The sequence below is a fragment of the Pantoea phosphatilytica genome, assembly GCF_051025615.1.
GTDB lineage: Bacteria > Pseudomonadota > Gammaproteobacteria > Enterobacterales > Enterobacteriaceae > Pantoea.
This window is the reverse complement of sequence record NZ_JBPFDF010000001.1, coordinates 1079357-1101904: the sequence shown is the minus strand read 5'-3', so window position 1 is coordinate 1101904 and position 22548 is coordinate 1079357. Positions and strand designations below refer to the sequence as shown.

The 22548-nt window shown below is 60.1% G+C and carries 20 protein-coding genes; 7 read left to right on the top strand and 13 right to left on the bottom strand.

The genetic code is table 11. The features are described from left to right. The first annotated feature begins 126 nt into the window (after positions 1–126). Entirely contained in the window at positions 127–1227 is a 1101-nt protein-coding gene (locus ACR6AS_RS05500) for an NADH:flavin oxidoreductase/NADH oxidase (protein WP_111140375.1), read from the top strand. Positions 1228–1276: 49 nt separating this feature from the next. On the opposite strand, the gene ACR6AS_RS05495 is transcribed toward ACR6AS_RS05500, so the two are convergent. Beyond that, positions 1277–1861 (bottom strand): NUDIX domain-containing protein, encoded by a 585-nt coding sequence (locus ACR6AS_RS05495; RefSeq protein WP_111140374.1) that lies wholly within the window; start codon positions 1859–1861, stop codon positions 1277–1279. 83 nt (positions 1862–1944) lie between these two features. Here ACR6AS_RS05495 and ACR6AS_RS05490 point away from each other — a divergent pair, with 83 nt between their 5' ends. Further along, complete coding sequence (locus ACR6AS_RS05490; protein ID WP_434161984.1) at positions 1945–2694, top strand: DeoR/GlpR family DNA-binding transcription regulator; 750 nt, start codon at positions 1945–1947, stop codon at positions 2692–2694. On the opposite strand, the gene ACR6AS_RS05485 is transcribed toward ACR6AS_RS05490, so the two are convergent. Next, positions 2687–3205, bottom strand: coding sequence for a glutamate racemase (locus tag ACR6AS_RS05485; protein WP_434161981.1), 519 nt, complete (start codon positions 3203–3205; stop codon positions 2687–2689). The genes ACR6AS_RS05490 and ACR6AS_RS05485 overlap by 8 nt on opposite strands. A gap of 118 nt (positions 3206–3323) precedes the next feature. Continuing rightward, the gene (locus tag ACR6AS_RS05480) at positions 3324–3725 is read right to left on the bottom strand and encodes a VOC family protein (RefSeq protein ID WP_293770026.1); all 402 of its coding nucleotides are present in this window, start codon (positions 3723–3725) and stop codon (positions 3324–3326) included. 309 nt (positions 3726–4034) lie between these two features. Between ACR6AS_RS05480 and curA the strand changes: the two genes are divergently transcribed. Beyond that, entirely contained in the window at positions 4035–5066 is a 1032-nt protein-coding gene (curA, locus tag ACR6AS_RS05475) for an NADPH-dependent curcumin/dihydrocurcumin reductase (protein ID WP_418798097.1), read from the top strand. Positions 5067–5109: 43 nt separating this feature from the next. On the opposite strand, the gene ACR6AS_RS05470 is transcribed toward curA, so the two are convergent. The 7 genes from ACR6AS_RS05470 to ACR6AS_RS05440 form a co-directional block, all read right to left on the bottom strand. Next, complete coding sequence (locus tag ACR6AS_RS05470; RefSeq protein WP_111140372.1) at positions 5110–5970, bottom strand: PfkB family carbohydrate kinase; 861 nt, start codon at positions 5968–5970, stop codon at positions 5110–5112. A gap of 2 nt (positions 5971–5972) precedes the next feature. After that, the gene (locus ACR6AS_RS05465) at positions 5973–6830 is read right to left on the bottom strand and encodes a MurR/RpiR family transcriptional regulator (protein WP_111140371.1); all 858 of its coding nucleotides are present in this window, start codon (positions 6828–6830) and stop codon (positions 5973–5975) included. Then, on the bottom strand, positions 6830–7801 hold the full coding sequence (locus tag ACR6AS_RS05460; protein ID WP_111140370.1) for an ABC transporter permease: 972 nt from the start codon (positions 7799–7801) through the stop codon (positions 6830–6832). Before ACR6AS_RS05460 ends, ACR6AS_RS05465 begins: the two co-directional genes overlap by 1 nt. A 32-nt stretch (positions 7802–7833) precedes the next feature. Beyond that, positions 7834–9336, bottom strand: a complete 1503-nt coding sequence (locus ACR6AS_RS05455) for a sugar ABC transporter ATP-binding protein (protein WP_111140369.1) — start codon at positions 9334–9336, stop codon at positions 7834–7836. 16 nt (positions 9337–9352) lie between these two features. After that, positions 9353–10393 (bottom strand): sugar ABC transporter substrate-binding protein, encoded by a 1041-nt coding sequence (locus ACR6AS_RS05450; RefSeq protein WP_111140368.1) that lies wholly within the window; start codon positions 10391–10393, stop codon positions 9353–9355. Between the two features lie 56 nt (positions 10394–10449). Further along, positions 10450–11430: a TIM barrel protein gene (locus ACR6AS_RS05445; RefSeq protein ID WP_111140367.1), complete on the bottom strand. Its 981-nt coding sequence runs from the start codon at positions 11428–11430 to the stop codon at positions 10450–10452. 296 nt (positions 11431–11726) lie between these two features. Further along, entirely contained in the window at positions 11727–14081 is a 2355-nt protein-coding gene (locus ACR6AS_RS05440) for a membrane-bound PQQ-dependent dehydrogenase, glucose/quinate/shikimate family (protein ID WP_434161370.1), read from the bottom strand. 669 nt (positions 14082–14750) lie between these two features. Here ACR6AS_RS05440 and ACR6AS_RS05435 point away from each other — a divergent pair. After that, complete coding sequence (locus ACR6AS_RS05435) at positions 14751–15764, top strand: GT-D fold domain-containing glycosyltransferase (protein WP_293770016.1); 1014 nt, start codon at positions 14751–14753, stop codon at positions 15762–15764. 190 nt (positions 15765–15954) lie between these two features. After that, a complete protein-coding gene (locus tag ACR6AS_RS05430) occupies positions 15955–17277 on the top strand; it encodes an MFS transporter (RefSeq protein ID WP_293770014.1) in 1323 nt (440 codons plus the stop codon). 59 nt (positions 17278–17336) lie between these two features. Here the strand turns inward: ACR6AS_RS05430 and ACR6AS_RS05425 are convergent, their stop codons facing one another. Then, the gene (locus ACR6AS_RS05425; protein ID WP_128086826.1) at positions 17337–18764 is read right to left on the bottom strand and encodes a purine-cytosine permease family protein; all 1428 of its coding nucleotides are present in this window, start codon (positions 18762–18764) and stop codon (positions 17337–17339) included. 224 nt (positions 18765–18988) lie between these two features. Further along, complete coding sequence (locus ACR6AS_RS05420; RefSeq protein ID WP_111140362.1) at positions 18989–19444, bottom strand: winged helix-turn-helix transcriptional regulator; 456 nt, start codon at positions 19442–19444, stop codon at positions 18989–18991. Between the two features lie 125 nt (positions 19445–19569). Here ACR6AS_RS05420 and ACR6AS_RS05415 point away from each other — a divergent pair, with 125 nt between their 5' ends. Both ACR6AS_RS05415 and ACR6AS_RS05410 read left to right on the top strand, forming a co-directional pair. Then, complete coding sequence (locus ACR6AS_RS05415) at positions 19570–20775, top strand: MFS transporter (protein WP_293770006.1); 1206 nt, start codon at positions 19570–19572, stop codon at positions 20773–20775. Next, positions 20772–21653 carry an EamA family transporter gene (locus tag ACR6AS_RS05410; protein WP_111140360.1) on the top strand — a complete coding sequence of 294 codons (882 nt, stop codon included), beginning with the start codon at positions 20772–20774 and terminating at the stop codon, positions 21651–21653. Before ACR6AS_RS05415 ends, ACR6AS_RS05410 begins: the two co-directional genes overlap by 4 nt. 14 nt (positions 21654–21667) lie before the next feature. Here the strand turns inward: ACR6AS_RS05410 and ACR6AS_RS05405 are convergent, their stop codons facing one another. Next, positions 21668–22300, bottom strand: a complete 633-nt coding sequence (locus ACR6AS_RS05405) for a DapH/DapD/GlmU-related protein (RefSeq protein ID WP_111140359.1) — start codon at positions 22298–22300, stop codon at positions 21668–21670. Positions 22301–22548 lie beyond the last annotated feature (248 nt).

Genomic DNA, 22548 nt, shown 5'->3' with positions numbered 1-22548 from the left:
GCCGTTTTCTGACGCAACCGCAGAAAGCGCACCGTCATAAAATGTCACGTTGCATTCCCCCCGACTCTGCCAATCCCCCGCTATAGTTATTGCCTGTCACGTCAGTCATAACACCATGGAGATAACATGAGCCAACTTTTTTCCACTGTCTCGCTGGGCGAACTTACGCTGGATAACCGCATCGTCATTGCGCCGATGTGCCAGTACTCCGCCGAAGCGGGTAATGCGACCGCCTGGCACCGGATCCATCTTGGCCAGCTCTCCTTTTCCGGCGCGGGCCTGATGATCATCGAAGCCACGGCCGTCGAGGACATTGGCCGCATCTCTCCCGGCGATCTCGGTCTGTGGAATGATGACAACGAAGCCGCGCTGAAGACGGTGCTGGAAGATGTGCGTCGCTACTCCTCAATTCCGATCGGTATTCAGCTGGGTCATGCGGGACGCAAAGCGTCCTGTGCGGTGCCGTGGGAAGGCGGTAAGCAGATTGCCCCGGATGCGGGCGGCTGGCAGACTATCGCGCCTTCGGCGCTGAGCTACAGCGCAGATGAGATCAAACCGGTTGCCATGAGCCGTGACGACCTGGCGCGGGTTACCCAGGCATTTGTTGATACCGCCCTGCGCGCCGTGCGTCTGGGCTTCCAGCTCATCGAGGTTCACGCCGCGCATGGCTATCTGCTGCATCAGTTCCTGTCGCCGCTGTCGAATCAGCGCAGTGATGAGTATGGCGGCTCGCTGGAGAACCGTATGCGCTTCCCGCTGGAAATCTTCAAAGCCGTACGTGACGCCGTTCCCGCTTCGGTGCCGGTGGGCGTGCGGATTTCTGCCACAGACTGGGTCGAGGGTGGCTGGGAGATTAACCAGTCGATCGCCTTCTCGCGTGAACTGGAAGCCCTGCAGTGCGCCTATATCCATGTCTCCAGCGGCGGCCTGTCGGAAGATCAGAAAATTGATGTCGGCCCGAATTATCAGGTGCCGTTTGCCCGGGATATTCGTGAGCAGGTGTCGGTTCCGGTGATCGCGGTGGGCCTGATCACCGAGCCACAGCAGGCTGAAGATGTGCTGCAACAGGGCGAAGCGGACCTGGTCGCCCTGGCGCGCGGTATTCTCTACGATCCGCGCTGGCCGTGGCACGCCGCCGCCGCGCTGGATGGCAAAGTTCAGGTGCCGCCGCAGTATCTGCGTTCTGAACCGCACGATGTAAAAGGCATTCTGACGCAGGATCAGTAAGCCAGGACGGGCGGGCCGCCTGCATAGCGGTCTGCCCGGTAAAGCGAACTTATAAAATGCCTTTCAGACGCAGATGCTGCAGCAGCATAATGGTTTTGGCATCCACAATCTCCCCCTGATCGATCGCCTGTAACGCCTGGTCGAAATCCAGCTCCAGTACTTCGATATCTTCGCCCTCCTCCTCGATACCGCCGCCCTCGCCGCTGCGCTGCCTGTCATCATATTCAGCAATAAAGAAGTAGAGCTTTTCGGTGACGGAACCGGGGCTCATAAAGGCCTCAAACACTTTCTCTACCCGGGTGACGCGAAAACCGGTCTCCTCTTCCGCCTCAGCCACGATACGGGCCTCTGGTGAGGCGTTATCCAGCAGGCCGGCAGCCGCTTCAATCAGGAAACCGTTATGCCCGTTCAGAAAGACGGGAAAACGGAACTGGCGGGTCACGACCACGCGGCGGGTCTCACGGTTGTAAAGCAGGATCACTGCACCATTACCGCGATCGTAGGCTTCGCGGCTCTGCTCCTGCCAGCGACCATCGCGGCGCAGCAGCGAGAAGGTATATTTCTTCAGGGTATACCAGTTATCGGACAGTAACTGCTCATGGATAAGGCGCACACGGGACGCGTTCGGCTGCATGGTATTCTCCGGGATAAGTAGACAGCCTTCACGCTATCATGCAGAATCGTGCAAACTCAAGAAAAAACATGCAGGCCCGTTTTATGCTCTCCAGCCAACGTAAACAGACCATTCTCGCCCTGCTCGCGCAGGAAAAACAGGTGCAGTCGCGCGATCTCAGTCAGCGATTCGGCCTTTCCGAGGACACCATCCGCCGCGATCTGCGTGAACTGGCAGCCGAAGGATTGCTGCAGCGGGTTCACGGCGGCGCACTGCCGGTCTCTGCCGCACTGGGCACCTTAGAAACACGCAAAAGCGTGCAGACCGCCTCGAAGCGGGTTATCGCGCAGAAGGCGGTGACGCTGATTCAGCCCGGGCAGATTGTGCTGATCGATGGCGGCACCACCAGCGCAGAACTGGTGCAGCAGTTGCCCGATACGCTGAGCTTTACGGCCGTCACCCACAGCCCCAGCGTGGCGCTGGCGTTAGCTGAACATCCACAGGTGGAGATCATCCTGCTGGGCGGCCAGCTCTACCGCCACTCTGTTGTCACCGTGGGCGCCGCGATGCTGGAGTCACTCAGCCGCATCAACGCCGATCTCTTTTTTATGGGCGTGACCGGGGTACATCCGGCGGCGGGCCTGACGACAGGTAATTTCGAGGAGGCAACGGTCAAGCGGGCCCTGGCAGGCCGCGCTGCAGAGACCGTAGTGCTGGCATCGGCGGAGAAGCTTAACGCCGCCTCCGCGTTTGCCATTGGCGATCTGTCGCTGGCGAGTATGCTGGTTACTGAGACCGCGCCGGATGAGGCGCTGGATCGGGCATTGCATCAGCAGGGGGTGACGATCATCTGAGATCGTAGCAGGCCTGCAGCGCCAGAAACGGTGCGGTGAGCGGACGCTGCGCAGCAGGAAACTGCTGTGCGACCGGCGTCATTGAGCTTTGTGCCAGTGCTACCGCAACGGCCCCCTGCTGATAAGCCTGCTCCGCCGCCGCGGCAAGCAGGGAGAAATAGCGGGTGATCTCCCCTGCCTTAAACGCGGTCCAGGCATCCTCCACCAGCACAACGTCGACCTGGCCGCCGGGCTGACAGAAGAGCGTCCGTGTCGCCGCCAGGGTGGATTCGGCAGCGCAGAGCGCCACCGTGCGTCCTGCATGACGCTGCAGCGCGCTGGCCAGCATAGCGTCCGTGCGCATGACGCGATCCTGCGGGCAGAAATCCTCAGCGACCGGGCCCAGCGTTGAACAGGTAATCAGGATCGCATCAAACGACGGCAGCAGCGAGGCGATCAGCTGTGCGAGCCGGCGGCGCAACGGTGTCGTCATCCCGCCGGTGCGCTCCGCCTCCGCCAGCAGTTCAGGCATCACCAGATGACTGAGCGGCGTCGCGTTCTGCGCCAGGGTCGTTGCGGCGGCATCAAATATCGCGATATTACTGGCCGCTGTATGCAGGCAGAGAATGTTCAAAGTCTGCTCCGGTTTATCAGAGAGGTTGAGGGGGCCAGGCTGCGTGCTGGATCACGACACGATAACCGTCCTGGTCACTGAATGTCACGCCCTGCCGATCCCAGTAAGGATTAAACGCAGGCACCCGCCGGAAGCCAGCCTCATCCATGCGGGCACAACGATCGCGCCACGCCGCGTGACAGGGAAGGTAGAGCACCAGCAGATCGTCCTCTGTAGGCGCAGGCAGAAGCGGATGGCCCGGACAATGGGTAAATTCCAGATGCCAGCCCAGCCCGTCCGCCCCCAGCATAACACCGCTGAATCCCTGATGGCCGGTAAACCCGCCGATGTTCTGCAGTCCCAGCCCGTGACACCAGACATGGCTGCTGAGCGCCAGATCCGTCACCGGCCGGGCGATACGCAGATGCTGAATCGTCATGCTAACCCTCTTCGCTAAAAGAGAAATTTTTATCACACGCCGTTCCGCGCCCTGTGTCACCGGGTGCGGTAACGGCCGCCGCGCCGGCGCGCTTTTTTGCAAGCGGATGTGACTGTCATTCACCCGGCTATCAACATCGTGATCCCGCCGCAGCCGGGCTGCCGCTGCGTTCTGTACGCCCTGCCCGCACATCGGCTCCGGCAGTTTACCGCTCGTCACGCTAAACGCATTCCCGCCAGGGTCATCTACACTTTGCGGTATTCAAACGGCGATGCTCCTTGCATCGCCCGGCTACAGAAGGAAGAGACGATGACTGAACAAGCAACGCAGAATCACGCCTGGTTACTCGCTTCACGCCCTCAGGGTGAACCGACCAAAGAGAATTTCCGCTATGTGGCGCAGCCTGTGCCGGAAATCAAAGAGGGTGAAGTGCTGCTGAAGACCATTTACCTGTCACTGGACCCCTATATGCGTGGCCGGATGGATGAGGGTAAATCCTACGCTGCGCCCGCCGAGCTGGATCAGCCAATGGTCGGCGGCACCGTCTGTCAGGTCGCGGCCTCTAAGCACAGCGACTTTAAGATCGGAGACTGGGTGCTGTCACAGAGCGGCTGGCAGGAGTATGCCGTCTCCGATGGCAAAGAGATCGCGAAGCTGGGCAACGATCTGCCCCACCCCTCCTGGGCGCTGGGTATTCTGGGAATGCCAGGCTTTACCGCCTATATGGGCCTGATGGATATCGGTCAGCCTCAGGCCGGTGAAACCCTGGTCGTGGCCGCCGCAACCGGCCCGGTCGGTGCTACGGTCGGTCAGCTGGGTAAACAGAAAGGTTGTCGCGTCGTCGGTGTGGCGGGCGGTGAAGAGAAATGCCGTTATGCGGTCGATACGCTGGGCTTTGATGCCTGTATTGACCACCACAGCGCCGATTTCGAAGAGCAGCTGAAAAATGCCTGCCCGGATGGTATCGATATCTACTTCGAAAACGTGGGCGGCAAAGTGTTTGACGCGGTGTTCCCGCTGCTTAACACCGCTGCGCGTGTACCGGTCTGCGGGCTGGTCTCCGCTTACAGCCAGCGTGAGCTGCCGGAAGGCCCGGACAGAACGTCACTGATCATGGCGGGTATTCTGAAGCGTCGTATCCGTATGCAGGGCTTTATCATCTTCCAGGATTACGGCGACCGCTATCCTGAGTTCCTGAAGGCGATGACGCCGCTGGTGGAGAGCAAAAAAATCCACTATCGCGAGCACATGATCGAAGGCTTAGAGAATGCGCCGCAGGCGTTTATCGATATGCTGAATGGCAAAAACTTCGGTAAAACCGTGGTGAATGTCGGCGCCTGATAAGAGGAGCGTGCCGCGTCGGTGACGTGGCACGCTCGCGCCTTTACTGCAGCGGCCGGGAGACGTGATCGGCAGCCGCACGATTCGCGTCACTGACCGCCTCCGCCAGCGTTGCGCCACGGCTCAGGCGCTGGCACAACACTCCGACAAAACAGTCCCCCGCGCCGTGAGTACTGACCAGCGTGACCTTCTCTGCCGCCAGCGTCCGCGTCTCTCCTGATTCACTGTACGCCACCCCATGTTCGCCGGCGGTGACCACCACGCGGGCAAACCGGCTGGCCAGCGCGTCCGCCGCCGCATACGCCGACGTCAGATCCTGTACGCTAACCCCGCACATGTCGCGCGCCTCAATGGCGTTCACCACCAGCAGATCGATGCAGGCTGCAAAGTCCGCCGACAGTGCACGAGCGGGCGCGGCATTCACGCAGACGATAATCCCCCGCTGCCGGGCGGCCCTGGCGGCGCAGAGATTGACCGCCTCCGGCACCTCATTCTGCAGCACCAGCAGCGAAACGTCCTGCCAGAAGTCGGGCTGCGCAAAGGTGGTCAGCGGGATCTGCTGATTGGCATTGGAAACCACTACCGCGCCGTAATCCCCTTCGGCGTCGGTAATGGCGACGCTCATCCCGGAGGGCGATGCGGGGATGACGCTGACCGCCGTGATCTCCACGCCCGCCTGCTGCAGATGATCCCGCAGGAACTGCCCCTGCGCGTCATCACCCACGGCACCGGCGAAACGGACCGAAGCCCCCGCGTGCGCGGCAGCGACCGCCTGATTACCGCCCTTGCCGCCAGACTTATAGCGACAGGCGCTGCCCATCACCGTTTCGCCTTTTTCAGGGCGATGAGGCGCATCCAGCATAATGTCGTAATGAAGACTGCCGGTGACTGCAATTTTGCTCATAGTTAGAATTCCCGCAGATCCTGAACCGCATGCTGGGTTTTCATCAGGTTCTTCTCCGCCCGCTTCAGATCTTTCTTGGCGATAGCGACAAACAGCGCATCCAGAATATTCAGCTGGGCGATGCGTGACGCGGCGTTTTCACCCAGCAGATGCGATCCCTGAGAGGTTGAATTGAGGACCACATGGGCGTTCTGCGCGATCGGGGATTCGGCGTAGTTGGTAATGGCGATGACTTTCGCACCATTCTTTCCCGCCAGCCTGACCGGATCGTTCACCGCACGTGTGGCGCCCGAATGACTGATGGCGATAACCACATCGTCGTCAGATAACACGGCGGCGGACATCAGCATGATATGGGCGTCGTCATAGACGGTCGTTTTGATGCCGATCTTCAGCATCTTGTGCGACAGATCCCGCGCCACAGCGGCAGAACCGCCCACGGCGTAGAGATCGATATGACGCGCTTTAAAGATGATGTCTGCCGCACGATTGAATTCAGAGACATCCAGAATCGATAAGGTCTCTTCGATCGCCTGGATTGAGGTTCTGAACACTTTGGTCAGCAACTGCTCCGACGAATCATCCGGCTCAATTTCCGCATGCAGTCCCGCCACCTCAGACTGGTTGTAGTAAATCAGACCACTTCTGAAATGCCTGAAGCCGGTGAAGTTAAGCTTTTTGGTTATCTTCACAATCATCGCTTCAGAGACATTATTCTCCTGCGCAATCTCCTTTAACGAAGACTGCTCGGTAATGTCGGTGCGGGCCATGATCGCCTCAGCGACCCGCCGTTCTAACGGCGTCAGCTGGGGCAAACGCATGCGAATCTGAGCGCCAATGGCTCGCGGATCTTGCTTCATTACTTGCCTCGGGTCGCCCGGTCAATCAACATCGCTATGATAATAATAAGGCCGGTAGCGAGCAATTGGTAAAAGGCCTGAATATTCAGTAAGGTCAGACCGTTACGTAATACGCCCAGGATGACCACACCGATCAGCGTGCCGAAGATGCTGCCCTTGCCGCCCATCAGCGAGGCCCCGCCGATGGCCGCCGCCGCGATAGCGTCCAGCTCCCAGAGGTTACCGATGGTCGGCTCCGCCGCGCCGAGACGACCGATCAGGATCAGCGACGCGAGCGATGCCAGCAGACCGGACAGCACATAGACGGTAACCTTGGTCCGCTTCACCGGCACCCCGGCAACCCGCGCCGCCTCTTCGTTGCCGCCGATGGCCAGAATATACTCCCCCAGCGGGGTCTTATTCATCACCGTCCAGAGCAGCAGTGCAATCACTGCCACAATCACAATCGGTGTCGGGATCCCCAGGAGGTCGCTGTTAATCAGGCTGCGAAACGTCAGCGGGATCCCGAAGATGGGATTGCCGCCGGTGTAAATCAGCGCAATGGCCCGGAACAGCGAGAGGCCGCCCAGCGTCACGATAAACGGCTGCAGTCCGGCATAGGCAATCAGCGTGCCGCTGAAGAGTCCGCACAGCGCGCCGACCCCCAGCGTCGCGAGGATCGCCAGCGGCACCGGCACGCCCGACGCCATCAGCGTTGCGCCCAGCACCGCCGAGAGCGCCGCCGCCGGACCGACCGAGAGGTCAATCCCGCCTGAGATGATGACCATCGTCATCCCCAGCGCAATCAGGGCGTTAATGGAGGACTGCTGCAGGATGTTCAGCAGATTGGGCACGGTAAAAAAGACCGGCGACAGAAACGAAAATGTCACCATGATAATAAACAGGCCAATCAGGGTGCCCGCATCGCGCAGATTAAACTTAAGCCGCAGTGCAGGTCGGGTGCCTGGCCCGGTGGAGGTCTGGGTCGTCATAATTATCACCTTAATAAGTGTCAGGACAGCGGTCAGGCGCCTGGATCGATATCTTTAATGGCATAACGGGCGATGTTCTCTTCGGTGATCGCGCTGCCGGTTAACTCTTTGGTTATCCGTCCCTCGCGCATCACCAGCACCCGATCCGAGATGCGGATGATCTCCGTCATCTCCGACGACACCACCACAATCGCTTTGCCCGCCTGGGCCAGTTTTTCAATCAGATGATAGATCTCCGACTTGGCCCCGATGTCGATGCCACGCGTCGGCTCATCAAACAGGAACACCTCCGCATCCGCGGCTACCCAGCGGCCGATGATCACCTTCTGCTGGTTGCCGCCGCTCAGCGTGCCGATGGGCTTTTCGATGTCGAGCGGCCGCAGGCGCAAATCGCCCATCACCCGCAGCGCCTCGCGGCCCAGCCGGGACTGACTGATGAGACCCGCCGCCGTGAAGCGATGCATCGACGGCAGCGCCATGTTCATCTTCACCGCCCGCTCTTTGATGATGCCCTCTTTTTTACGATCTTCGGGCACCAGGCCGATGCCGGCCTGAATCGCGGCGCGCACGCTGTGATTCCTGACCGCCCTGCCGTTAACGCTCACGGTGCCGCGGGTTCGTCTGTCGATACCGGCGATCAGTTTCAGCAGTTCGGTGCGGCCCGCGCCGACCAGTCCGGCCACGCCCAGCACCTCGCCCGCCCGCACGCTGAAGCTGGCGGAAACCACCTCGCTGCCGCGCGTCAGATCCTCGACCCGCAGCACTTCGCGGTCGCTGACGAACGCCTGATGGTCGAGCTTGTCGATCTTCCGTCCGACCATTCTGGCGACGATGCTCTCCTCATCCTCATCGCTGATGTTGACCACGCCGACCTGCCTGCCGTCACGCATAATGGTGGCGCGGTCGCAGACCCGGAAAATCTCATTCATCTTGTGCGACACGTAGATCAGCGAAACCCCGGTCGCTTTGAGATCGCCGATCAGTTCCGCCAGGCGATCAAACTCGCGCGGCGTCAGGCTGGAGGTCGGTTCGTCCATGGCGATGATGCGGGCGTTATCCAGCAGCGCCCGGGCAATCTCCACGATCTGCTGCTGCGACACCTTGAGGTTTCTGATTGGCGTGTCGGGATCGATGGTCGGATCCAGCGTCTTCAGAATCAGGGTGGCGCGCGCCAGCTGCGCTTTTTTATCGACCCACATCCCCCCGGCGCGGGTCAGCGGTCGGCCCAGAAACATGTTCTGCGCCACAGAAAGCTCAGGCACATGCTGCAGCTCCTGGTGGATCATCGCGATCCCGGCCTGCCGTGCGCTGAGCGGCGAGCGGATCTGAACCGGACTGCCGTTGACGCTGATCTCACCGCTGTCCGCACCGCGCACGCCGGAGAGAATATTCAGCAGGGTGGATTTCCCCGCGCCGTTTTCCCCAATCAGCGCATGCACCTCACCGGGCCGCACCGAGAAATCGACATCCTGCAGCGCGGCGGCGTTACCGTAACTTTTGCTGATGCCGCGCATCGTTAAGCGAAACTCTTCCATACCCGCTCCCGCTGACTTACTGCTGCGCCAGCAACTGACGCAGCCGGTTGTTGTCTTTGGTGGAGAACGCATCGACGTTCTCTTTGGTGATCAGCGCCTGCGGTGTGGATACCACGCGCGACAGCTTCTGACCGTTGATCAGACGGATCATCACGTCCATCGCCACTTCGCCGGTCAGCACCGGGAAACTGTCCACCGTGCCGGTGAGTTCACCGCGCTTGATGGAGGCGTAGGCATCGGAGATGCCGTCAGTGCCGAAGATGGCAACCTGTGACGCTTTGTTCTGTGCGCGCACCGCTTCCACCACGCCCAGCGCCATGGTGTCGTTGTTGGCGTAGAAGCCGATCAGGTCGGGATGCTGCTGAAGAATGGTCGAGGCGGCGTTAAAGGCCTGCTCGCGGCTCCAGTTGGCTGGCACGCTGGCAACAATCGTGAACTTACCGGCCGTCGCCAGCGTCTCTTTGAAGCCACGGGTACGCTGTCCGGCGGCATAAACGCCCGGCTGCCCCTCAATTACCGCCACCTTGCCACCCTGCGGATGGTGCTGGATAAACCACTTCGCCACCCGCACGCCGTTATCTTTCTGAACGTTACCCACGTAGTAACGCGCATTCGGCATCACCGCATCATTCACGTTCACCACCGGGATCTTTTTGCTGCTGGCACTCTCCAGCGCAGGCTCCAGGTTGATGTCGGTCTGAGGCGACACCAGCAGGCCGTTGAAGCCCTGCGAGATCAGCGTTTCGGCAATCGACAGCTGGCCAAGCTGGTCATCTTCATTGGCCGCCGCCTGATAGGCCACGGTGAAGCCATACTTCTTCGCGACGTTCTGGTAGCCCTCGCCGAGCGAACGCCAGTATTCATTGGTCAGGGTCTTGGAGACGCCGCCAATCTTCAGCGATTTATCGACTTTCGGCAGTGCGCCATATTTGCTGTCGAGCTGGGTCCAGTCGGTGCGATCCGGTTCGGTGTCGGACTGCAGCGGTGCCAGCTCGGCCGCATAGACGGTGCTGCAGAGCAGTGAGGAGGCGATAACAGCGAGCAGGAGTTTTTTCATTTTTATATTCTCAGCATGTTGGGTAGGGTTTTTTATGTTATCGGCTGGATCAGCCGTTATCGCGCCAGCAGAATGTCATTGACGATCTGCTGGGAGGCGACCGCATCCTGGCGCTCAATGGCCGCCAGTAATGCCGTGTTGCCGTGCAGCTGATCGCACAGCCGCAGCAGCCGGGTCACGGTCGCGATGTTGCTTTCTGCTTCCCGGATGGGGTCCAGCCCGCTGGCGTCCGGGAAGGTGTCGAAGTAGTAGGCCCCACGATAGCCGTCACGCTGCATCTGCCAGAGAAACTCCAGCGTGGCGCGCGGGTTGACGGAGCCGACCATCAGGCCGTCGTCGCGCTTGCCCCAGCCATCGTTCAGGTCCAGCCCCAGCAGCCGTGAACGCCGTGCCACCATCGCGGCGGCATAGGCCGGCACCTCGTTGGCAAACAGTACGTGCGCAAAGTCGAGCGTGATCCCCAGGTTGGGGCAGCCCGCCTCTTCCACCGCCAGCAGGCAGGTGGTGGCGTTAGGGAAGATGCTATAGGCGCGCGGCTCGTTGGGTTTGTATTCGATGCTGACATCGACATCCGGCGCATACTCCGCCACTTCCCGCACGGCGCTGACCGCATCCTCCCAGATCTTCTTATAGTCCGCCTGGAAGCAGTAGTCGAAACCATCCTGCCCCATCCACAGCGTCATCAGCCGTGAACCGAACTCCCGACCCGCATCGATGCCGCGTTTGGTCAGCTCGATCGCCTCGCGACGCACTTTTGCATCCGGATGGGTAAAGGCACCGATTTTGAACTGCGGGGCGTCCCAGCGCATCTGCATGCCGTTGACGGCCAGGCCTGCATCCTCAATCGCCTGACGCAGCGTGGGAATATCGCTGGTGAGGTGCTGCGGAAAATTGAGATCGAGATGCGTTAAACCCTTTACCTTACCGGCACGGGCCACCATCTGCAGGACAGAGGGCTTGCCCTGCTGATCGGGCCAGTAGAGGTGCGCGCCCGAGGCGAATGAGTTGAGACGGGTTGCAAATTTCAGTTCCGACATAGGGGTCAATCCTTCAGAGAGCGTATTGTGAAGTACTTTTCATATTCACGATTAATTGTGAAGTTATGTATTAATCTACGCCTCGCGACTGAATGCGCAAGCCTGCCGCGCGGAGCAAATCACCAAACTGCGAGAGCTGTCACGAAATAGTTTCAGGGCGTGATTAAGCCAGCCGCGCGGCAGACTGGAGAGATCGGTTGTGAATACAGCAGGTTGCGGCAGAAAAGCGGAGGGAAGAGAGGCTGGCGGCGATGACGAAAAAAGCTGAGCGCCGGGCGGCGCTCAGCGGATCAGGATTATTTCAGCCGGAAAGCGACCACGCTGTCGCCTGCCGTGGTGCCCAGTGAGCCGTGACCGCCTGCGGCAATCACCACATACTGTTTGCCATCTTTACCCATAAAGGTGGAGGGCGTGGCCTGAGCACCGGCGCTCAGCTCGGTCTGCCACAGCAGTTCGCCGGTGGTGCTGTCGTAAGCACGGAAATAGTTGTCTGCCGTGGCCCCGTGGAACACCAGATCACCGGCCGTCAGCAGCGGGCCGCCGTGCGCGACCATTCCCATCGGGAAGCCGAGCGGGAAACGGCCAGGCAGGAAGCTGGTCTTCAGGTTGCGGGTCGTCCCCACGCGGCGCAGCCATCTGGTTTTGCCGGTCGTCAGATCCACACCGACCATCCGGCCCCACGGTGGCGCGATGCAGGGGATCCCCAGGCCCGACGCCATCTGCTGGATGTGGATCGCATACTCACCGTGGAAGTTTTCGTTCCAGTACGGCGTGCCATCTTTGGTGAAGGTGCGCTGGGTTTCGGTTTCCGGGGTGCGTTTGATCAGGTTGTACTTGTAAGCCAGGCGCACCGGCGCGGCAATCAGCATCTGACGCTGCGGATCGACCGCCACCGAACCCCAGTTAAAGACACCGATATTGCCCGGGAAGATCAGCGAGCCGGCTTCCGTTGGCGGCGTCCACGGGTTACCGTCATAGCGCAGTTTGCGGAAGGTGGTGCGACAGGCCATCTGATCAAATGGCGTGATGCCCCACATGGATTTCTCCGTCAGCGGCGCCGGAATAAAGTTCAGGCTGGAGACCGGCTGGGTCGGCGCATACTGCTCGCCTTTGATGCCATCCACGGAAACCTTGACCTGCTCTACCGGGTAGACCGGCTGCCCGGTCAGGCGGTTCAGCACAAAGAGGTTGCCGGTTTTAGTCGGCAGGATCACCACCGGTTGCGGCGTGCCCTGGTAGCTGATATCCACCAGCGACGGCTGTGACGGGTTGTCACGGTCCCAGAGGTCGTGGTTCGAACTCTGATAACGCCACCTGAATGCACCGGTTTTCAGATCCAGCGCCACCAGCGCATCACGGAATTTTTCGGTATTGCTGGCAGGGTCACGATCAAAACCCAGCTCATCCGGCGACGCATTCCCAAAGGGCACATAAACCAGACCATTCTTCAGGTCGGCGCTCAGGGTTGCCCAGGCCACCGGGGTATCCTGTGGATAGGTCGCGCCCTGGGCGATCGGGGCGCTATTTTCCGGGTTAGCCGGATCAAAGTTCCAGACCAGACGCCCGCTGACGGCATCATAGGCGCGGATGACGCCCGACGGGCTGCCGCTGTGGAAGCCGTTATCCATCACCGAGCCGCCGACGATCACCAGATTACCGGCCACCAGCGGCGCGGCGGTCTGCATCAGCGCGTGCGGGCGCAACTCGCCCATGCCAGCGCGCAGGTTGACCACACCCTTGTCACCGAAGTCCGCACAGGGTTTACCGGTGTCTGCATCCAGCGCCAGCAGGCGGGCATCGGTGGTGGCGTTGAAGATACGCCTGCGGCAGAGCGCCGGCGCGGCATCTGACTGTGTCTGCGCCTCTCCGGCGTCGTAGTAGCTCACGCCACGGCAGGTCTGGTGCTGCTGCAGATAGGAGCGGTTTTTATCCGGCGCGGTTTTCCACTTCACCGCCCCGGTTTCCGGGTCAAGCGCGTGGACTTCGTTGTGCGGCGTACAGAAGTAGAGCATGCCGTTGGCTTTCAGCGGCGTCGCTTCGAAGGTGTATTCGGTGGCATCGTCATCCTGGCGCAGATCGCCGGTGTGGTAGGTCCAGGCCACCTCAAGATCTTTTACGTTATCACGGGTGATCTGCTTCAGCGCCGAGAAGCGCTGCCCGTCGGTGGTTCCGCCATAGGCGCGCCACTCGTCAGCAGCGCCGCCGGTGGCGGCACTCTGGCGCGGCGTGGTAATAGTGCCCTGCTGCGGCAGCGGATCGTAAAAGCAAAGGCCGATAACCAGCAGCACCATCAGCCCGACCGTTCCGCCAAGCAGAGGATGAAAGCGTCGCTGCCCCTGATAGAGCGGACGCACCACCCACGGCAGAGCCAGCCAGAGACCCAGCAGACCAAACAGATCGCCACGCGGGATCCACTGCCATTTATCGAAGCCCACTTCCCGGATAATCCAGAACAGGGTTATCCACATCAGCAGCGCATAGAGCGTCAGCGCACTGCGTCTGTTCAGCAGCAGCAGAATCGCGCTGAGCAGGACCCCCACGCCCATGGCGGCGTAAAACGCGCTGCCGCCGGCTGACAGCAGTTCTCCCCCCATGTATATCAGGGCAATAGCAAATATCACCATGATTACACTGGTTAATTTATTTATCATGATCCTTCCTCGGGTCATTCACGCTAAGCACAAAATTAATTTGCATACAAAATTTCAACGAGATCTTAACTTATGTATCAAATATGTAAAAACATGCCGAAGTGTAAATGGTTAGAAATATTTATTATAAATCCGCCCCTCTGGCGGGTTGCGGCGGGGTTTTTTCACGCCTGAAGGGCTTAAATCGCGATATTCATCACAATAAATTAACCATAGGCGGCGCATAACCGCATCTTTTGTTCATCGGCGATGAAATATCAGACAAGCTGCGCTTCAGTAACCCGCGCTTAAGTCCGCGCGCAGAGCGGGAATAAGTGTCAAATAATCGTAATGGTTTGTTTATTCTGTCGGGCTGAAACTCTTATTGCTGAAAGCGGCAAAAGAAAAAAGACGCTGGTATTGACGACGAAACTCTCAGGCCCGGTGCGGTGTCAATCCTTTTTCCCTTATTAAAAATGGCAGTTGACTTTGCGCTTTCTGAATTTATTTAACGTTATTTCCCGCAGGGAATAGATTAATAACGCGTGAGCTTCATCCACTGAAAACGATTTAAGATATTCCGCAGCGGGACGCGGCATTTATCTGTGTTATCGTCCATTCCTATTTTAATTATTTATCCGGCCGTCAGGCGGGATTTTCTCTGGCAGCAATACACCAGGCAGGTAAACTATGTCCGCACTTCATGCGATATATCGCAAGTTCCGCTTTCCGTTTAAGTTCATTCATGCCGCTATTCGCTATCCTGCGGCGCAGTCCCGTGTTAAACGTTATTCCGTGATGTCGATTGAGGAAACTATCGATCGGTTATTACGCGATCCCACGTTATCGCTGGCCCGATATGGCGACGGCGAACTGGAAATGACACGCTATAAAAATATCGGTTTCCAGCCCTTTAATCCGGAACTGTCAGAGCGGCTGAAAGCGGTGCTGCAGCAGGGTGCCACGGCCAGCCCGAACTGCCTGATCTGTCTGCCGGATGCCTTCCGCACTACCCGTAATATGCGCAATGGTTCGGCCCTGTTCTGGTTCTTTCATAAATCTTTTTACTTTACTCATTATGAGTCTCTGCTGAATAAACAGTACCACTATGGAAATACGTCTGTTACGCGCCCTTATCACGATTATAAAGGCAAAGAACTTTCCGGCAGAATATTTGACAAGTTTAAACTGCTTTACCGCAACCGGCGGGTATTAATTGTAGAAGGGAGTGGAACCCGACTCGGATTAGGCAACGATTTACTGGACGGTGCCAGCGAGGTGAAAAGAATTACGACGCTGAACCGTAATGCCTTTTCCGTTTATGACGCGCTGTTTCATGCTGTACTTACTCATGCCGTTAATTTCGATCTGGTCCTGATTTCATTAGGGCCGACCGCCACGGTGCTGGCGCATGATTTAAGTCAGCACGGGATACGCTGTATTGATAGCGGCCACGTCGATATTGAATATGAGTGGATGCTGGCCAGTGCCACCCACAAAATAAAGGTGGAAGGCAAAAACGTTAATGAAGCGGGCGTCCTGTTAGGCGAACAGAGCTGCGTGGCGGATGTCACCTATCAGCAGCAGATCCTGCAGCATGTGGACGATGCCTCTGCGTCCTCCGTGCCAGCGCCTGAGGTGTCAGCGGAGGTGGCGATCGTTCCCCTGCCGCATCCTGGCCGCACCCAGCATCACGCCGCCTGAGGATCACCACCAGCAGGCAGAGCCTGCACCGCATTGATGCGCAGGCAAATAATTAGCGGGATCAGCGCCCGCCGTGACGCGCGAGCCAGGCGGCCCGCCACCCCGCCAGCCGGGCCTCTTCTGGCAACAGCACCGTTCCGGCACTGAATTTGCTTTAACTCTCCTGACCCCTTTTATCAGGAGATGTGAAATGAAACCGAGCCGTTACCGTTACACCCTGTTTTCACTGCTGTTCCTGATCGCGCTGATCAACTACATCGATCGCGGCGCCCTCTCCTTTGCTGCTAATGCGATTGCGGCAGAGTATCACTTCAGTAAAGTCCAGCTCGGCGCCGTGCTGGGCTATTTCGGCTTTGGTTATCTGCTGGGTTCGCTGTGCGGCGGCTTTCTTGCCGACCGCATCGGCACCAAAAAGGTCTGGCTGCTGGCGGGCGTGCTCTGGTCGCTGCTGGAGATCGCCACCGCCTGGGCCGGTGAGCTGGGCATGGCGCTGTTTGGCGGATCGGCCATTATGGGCTTTGCGGCGCTGCGCATCCTGTTTGGTTTTGCCGAAGGTCCCGCCTATGCGCTGATGAACAAGACCATTGCGCACTGGGCACCGGACAACGAGCGCGGGTTCGCGCTGGGGATCGGCCTGCTCTCAACTCAGGTTGGCGCACTGCTGACCGCCCCGATCGCGGTGGGTCTGCTGCTGCTGACCCACGACTGGCGCATGATGTTTATCCTGCTGGGGATCTTCTCCCTGCTGGCGATGCTGCTGTTTGCCCGCACCTTCAGCGACAGCCCGGACCGGAGCCGCTTCACCAACGCCGCCGAGCGCGCGCTGATCCGGGACGGTCAGCGTCGCAGCGCGGGCGACAGCGTGCCTCTGCCCTGGTGGCGCTTCTTTACCAGCCGGACGCTGGTCTGCAACGCGCTGGGCTATTTCTCCTTCCTCTACATCACCTTCACGCTGGTGACCTGGATGCCGAAGTACCTGCAGGATAATTTCCATTACGACCTGCACTCGCTATGGTACGTGGCGATGATCCCCTGGAGCGGCGCCTGCATCACGGTGCTGCTGGGCGGCCGTATCGCCGATACCCTGCTGGCCCGGTTCCGTAATCTGCGACTGGCGCGCAATCTGTTCGCTGCCGTCACGCTGTGTGGCACCGCCTGCTGCTTTATGGCCATTCCCTGGATGGGATCTGCCGCCGGGATCATCGCCCTGATGACGCTGGGTAATGCGCTGAATGCGCTGGTAAACAATGTCTACTGGTCGGTGGTGATCGATGTGACCCCTAAAGCCTCAGTTGGCACCTACAGCGGCATGACGCTGGCGATTGCCAACCTGGCCGCGATCATCTCGCCAATGCTCTGCGGCTGGCTGGCGGAATATCACGGCTATAACGCCATGTTTACGGTGACGGCGCTCATCGCGTTTGGCAGCATGCTGGCGATGACGCTGCTGCAGCCGGAAAAGCCATTGGTGGCCGAAACGCAGCCCGCCACGGCGGAGGTGACGACCGCCTGAACGCGTCTGCTGAGCGTTATCGTGAGAAACCTGAGCCGCCCACCGGGCGGCTTTTTGCGCTACAGGGCGCGGCTGTTCTGTTCGGGTCTGCCCCGGCGATCCCAGCGGCTGGCAACGAACCATAACAGCGCCGTCACCAGCCAGCCCACGATCCATGAGACATCGTTTCCGGCAAAAATCCAGGTCAGCGAGCCATGATGCAGCGGATTATCGATAAAGGGTAACTGCACCATCACCCCCAGAACGTAGACGGCGATGCCCGCGACGTTCCAGCGGCCATAGCGGCCGTCGGGATCGGCCAGCGCCGGAACGTCCACCCGGCCGCGGGTGATCAGATAGAAATCGGTCAGGCTGATGGCGCTCCACGGCACAAAAAAGGCCAGCAGGAACAGCAGGAAGTGGGTAAAGGATTTCAGGAAGGCCGGTTCACTGAGCAGGGCTATCAGGCAGGCCACGGAGACCATGAGGATGACAAACAGAATGCGCCCGCCCTGGCTCAGCGTCGTCTGCCGGCGAAAGCCGGAGACGATGGTGGTCAGGGACATAAAACTTCCGTAGGCGTTGAGCGTGGTAAAGGTAATCTTCCCGAAGCAGATGGCAAAGTAGATCACCATCGCCATGCCTGCGGTACTGCCCAGACCAACGATGTAACCCACCTCATTACCGGCGAAGGCACTTCCGGCCAGCGCGGCGGCAATCACCCCCAGCGTCATCGAGGCCTGGGTGCCGAGTACGGTTCCGGCAAACACCGAACCGAACAGTTTCTTCGCGGAGACGTCTGCAGGCAGATAGCGCGAGTAGTCGGAAACATAGGGGCAAAAGGCGATCTGCCAGGATGACGAGAGCGACACCGCCAGCAGGAAATTTGCCGGGGTAAAGTGGCGATTCTGCCAGACGGCCGCCAGGTCGTGCGTGGCAAAGAGCGTGATAAAGAGATACGCGAAGGCCAGCACGCCAATCACGCTCGCCAGCTTGCCCAGCTGATGGATCACGCGATATCCCATCACCGCAATCACCACGATCAGGGCGCTGAACACGATCATCCCGGTGGCATTGCTGACAGAGATCAGTTTCGCCAGCGCCTGTCCGGCCAGTACCGTGCCGCTGGCGGAGAATCCCACATACATGATGCAGACCAGCACCAGGGGGATGACCGCACCGTAAACGCCGAACTGCATGCGGCTGGTTATCATCTGGGGTAAGCCCAGGCGCGGGCCCTGCAGCGCATGCAAAGACATGATCGCGGCGCCGATCATCTGCCCCACCAGTAAGCCGACAAGCGACCAGACAACATCGCCGCCCAGTACGACAGCCAGCGCCCCGGTAACAATGGCGGTGATTTGCAGGTTGCCACCAAACCAGAGCGTGAACTGGCTGAAGGGATGCCCATGACGTTCGCGCAGCGGAATGTAATCGATGGAGCGGGTTTCTGACAGGCGCGGTTGTGCCGCGTCCGGATACGCTGTAGCAGATGATTTGACCGACATAGATCCCTCGCTGATGCAGTGAGTCAGAGAAAACGAACAGGGCCGGATGACCGGTTGAGATGACATGTCTATACAATCAGGGAGAGTGTCACGCGCGGCAGGAAGTTACAAGACAGGCGGTCATTGGAAAATGTGATGACACCGACAGACCGGCACGCACGATCGGCAATGCGGGCGGCCGGGTCTTTTCCGCAGGGTAAAGGGCGGCGTCAGAACGCCAGGGGTTATCCCTTCGCCACCACCCGCTGACGATGGCAGTCGGCGGGTTCGAGCTTCTGACCCTGCGCCGAGTAAACCTCCAGACGCGGCAGCGGCCTGCCTTCCGCATTATCCAGCAGCACCGAGTGGGTCTCGCCCTGCTCAAACAGATAGCGCTCACCCCACTGCCGCATCGCCACCACCACCGGAAAGAGCGCACGGCCTCTTTCGGTCAGGAGATACTCGCGGTAGGCGCTGCCATCGGAAGCGGGCGCAATTTCCAGCACGCCGATCCCGACCAGCTGCTTCAGTCGCGACGCCAGAATATTTTTCGCCAGTCCCAGGTTGCGCTGGAAATCACCAAACCGGCGGACGTCATCAAAGGCTTCACGCACGATCATCATGCACCAGCGCTCACCTATCGACTCCAGGGTGCGGGCAACCGGACACTCGCTGGTTCTCAGGGATTCCTGCTTCGCCATCTCTTCTCTCACTTTCTCCGTTAACCGTGCCAGCTTAGCCCCTCCGAAAAGAAGTTGCAAAAAAAAACCATCCCGGTTAATGATATGGCCAATCCAGTTTCAAATAAAAACCCGAAGGCCAGACGATGATCTCAACGACCTCCAGGCGCGGGGATGCCGGACCACCGGCCCCCGCAACGCCGGTGCTTTCACCCCGGATGATTTTTCTCTTCTCGCTTACTGCGGCGCTGGCGGTCGCCAACGTGTACTCGGCGCAGCCGTTGCTGGCGTCCATCGCCGTCAGCCTGCGGATCCCGTCCGGCATCGCTGGCGCGGTGGTGACGGCCACGCAGATCGGTTATGCCCTGGGGTTGCTCCTTCTGGTGCCGCTGGGTGACTGCGTGAACCGCAAAAAACTGGTGGTTGCCCAGCTGCTGCTTTCCGCGCTGGCGCTGACCGCAGCGGCCTGCGCCTCCGGCCTGTTCACGCTGCTCGCAGCGATGCTGCTGGTGGGGTTAATGGCGGTGGTCACGCAACTGATGGTCGCCTGGGCCGCGATGCTGGCGTCACCGGCGCAGCGTGGCCAGGTGGTCGGCAGCGTCACCAGCGGGATCGTCATCGGGATCCTGCTGGCGCGGTTTGTTTCGGGGGCAATCGCGGATCTGGCAGGCTGGCGCGCGGTCTACTTTACGGCCGCCTGTCTGTTACTGCTGATCGCCGGGGTCCTGGCGAAGGTGCTGCCCGCCTCCGCCGGTCAGGCGCAGCGACCGGCCTGGCCGCAGCGCCTGCTGTCGGTTCTCCTGCTTTTTCGCACAGAACCCCGCCTGCGCAGCCGGGGGATCCTCGCTCTGCTGATCTTTGCCGCCTTCAGCATGCTCTGGTCTTCCATGGCGCTGCCGCTGACAACGATGGCGCTGTCGCAGACTCAGATCGGCCTGTTTGGCCTGGCAGGGCTGGCCGGTGCGCTGGCGGCCGCCAGCGCGGGCGCCTGGGCTGACCAGGGACGGGGCCAGCGCGCCACCGGCTTTGCACTGGCGCTGCTGACCTTCGCCTGGCTGCCCGTTGCCGCGCTGCCGCATTCGCTGCTGCTGATGGTGGTCGGGGTGATCCTGCTCGACTTCGCGATCCAGACGGTTCATGTCATCAACCAGAGCCTGATCGTGGCGGCCCGGCCGGATGCGGCGAGCCGGCTGGTCGGTGCCTACATGTGCTTTTACTCCCTCGGCAGTGCGCTGGGTGCCTTTGCCGCCACCCAGCTGTATGCACACTGCGGATGGTATGGTGTCTGCGCTGGCGGGGCCGCCGTCAGTGCTGCCGCCTTTCTCTACTGGTCAGGAACCCGTCACGCATGAAACTCTCTCATCTGCTGCTCGCCGTGCTCATCACGGCCATCTGGGGCGTGAACTTCTCGGTGATTAAGCTGGGGCTGCACGCGGTCGATCCCTTTCTGCTGGCTGGGATCCGCTTCACGCTCTGCGCTCTGCCCGCGATACTCTTTATCAAAAAACCGGACGTGCCGTGGCGCTACCTGATCGGCTATGGGCTGGTGTTCGGGATCGGCCTCTGGGGGCTGGTGAACCTGGGGATTCAGGCCGGGCTGTCGGCGGGCATCGCTTCACTGCTGTTGCAGTTCAGTGCCTTCTTTACCCTGCTGCTCGGCAGCCTGGTTTTTCGCGAGCGACTGAGCCGCTATCAGATCGCCGGTGGGCTCATCGCCTGCGCCGGACTGCTGTCGATATTTTTCATCACCGATGGCTCGGTGACGATCTCCGGCGTGCTGCTGGTGCTGGCGGGAGCGATAGCCTGGAGCGCGGCCAACATCATCAGCAAGAGAGCCGGCACCCGGCAGGTGTTTGCGTTTCTGGTCTGGTCATCCGCCTTTGCGCCCCTGCCACTCTTTCTGCTGGATGGAGTGGTCAACGGCATGGCGGGCTATCGGGCGCTGTACAGCCACGCCGACAGCCTCGCCCTGCTCTCTATTCTGTTCCAGGCCTATCCCAATACCCTGCTGGGCTACTGGGTGTGGAACGGCTTGCTGAAGCGCTACCCGGTCTCCACGGTTGCGCCCCTGTCGCTGCTGGTGCCCGTTTTTGGCATTCTGGGTTCGGTGGCGATCTTTGGCGAAACGCTTTCCACGCAGAAAATCGCTGCACTGTTGCTGATCGTGACCGGACTGGCCGTGGGGCTCTATGGGCCGCGACTGGCGCGCCGCATCGGCCTGCGCGTCTGATGACGCCTCAGGGGCTATACCGCGTGCCGCTGGCAGAACGCCTCAATGTCGCCGTGCTGAAAGTCGGCCAGGTTTGCCATCAGCTTCTCCAGCGGCCAGTTCCACCAGGCGATACGCTGCAGACGGGCGGCAATGGCGGGCGAAAACCGCATCCGCAGCGGCCGGGCCGGGACGCCGCCCACCACGCTGTAGGGCGCGACGTCGCGGGTCACCACCGCGCCTGCGGCCAGCACCGCCCCATCACCGACGGTGACGCCAGGCAGCACGATCACGCCATGCCCGATCCAGACGTCATGACCGATGATCACCCGATCGGCCCGGCGGGCCGCAAAGAAGGGCCGATCGCGGCGGGCGTCGGGATGGTAATACTCCGGGCAGTAGGTGAAGCGATGCTGAGAGGCGCGATCCATCGGATGGTTCGGCGCGCCAAGGCGCACCTGGTTGGCGATAGCGCAGAAGCGCCCTACCTGGGTGTCGGCCAGGCAGCAGTGCTCGCCGACATAGGAGAAGTCGCCCAGCTCGCTGTATTCCAGCAGGCTGTGCGCCAGGATTTCACACTGCTGACCCACGGTGGTTTCCCGCATCCGCACACTCTCGTCGATCCTGGTGTGGGCTAAGGGGGCAGGCATAACGGCAACAATGGACATAGCATTCCCAATCCGGATAAGCACATCCCCTGCGACGTGCTTTTGCCGCACCACCTTATCCGCTTCTGATGACAGAGAATTGACAAAGAAAAAAGGCGGAGTGGTTAGCTCCGCCTTGTTTCAAGTTCCGGTTAACCTGCCTGACCGGTCAGTTGCATAAGGGCAACGATGATCTGCAAGATGACCCGGATCAGATCCAGAATCAGCTTAGTCAGTTCCATCACTTTCCTTCTCCTTTTTCAGGAGCG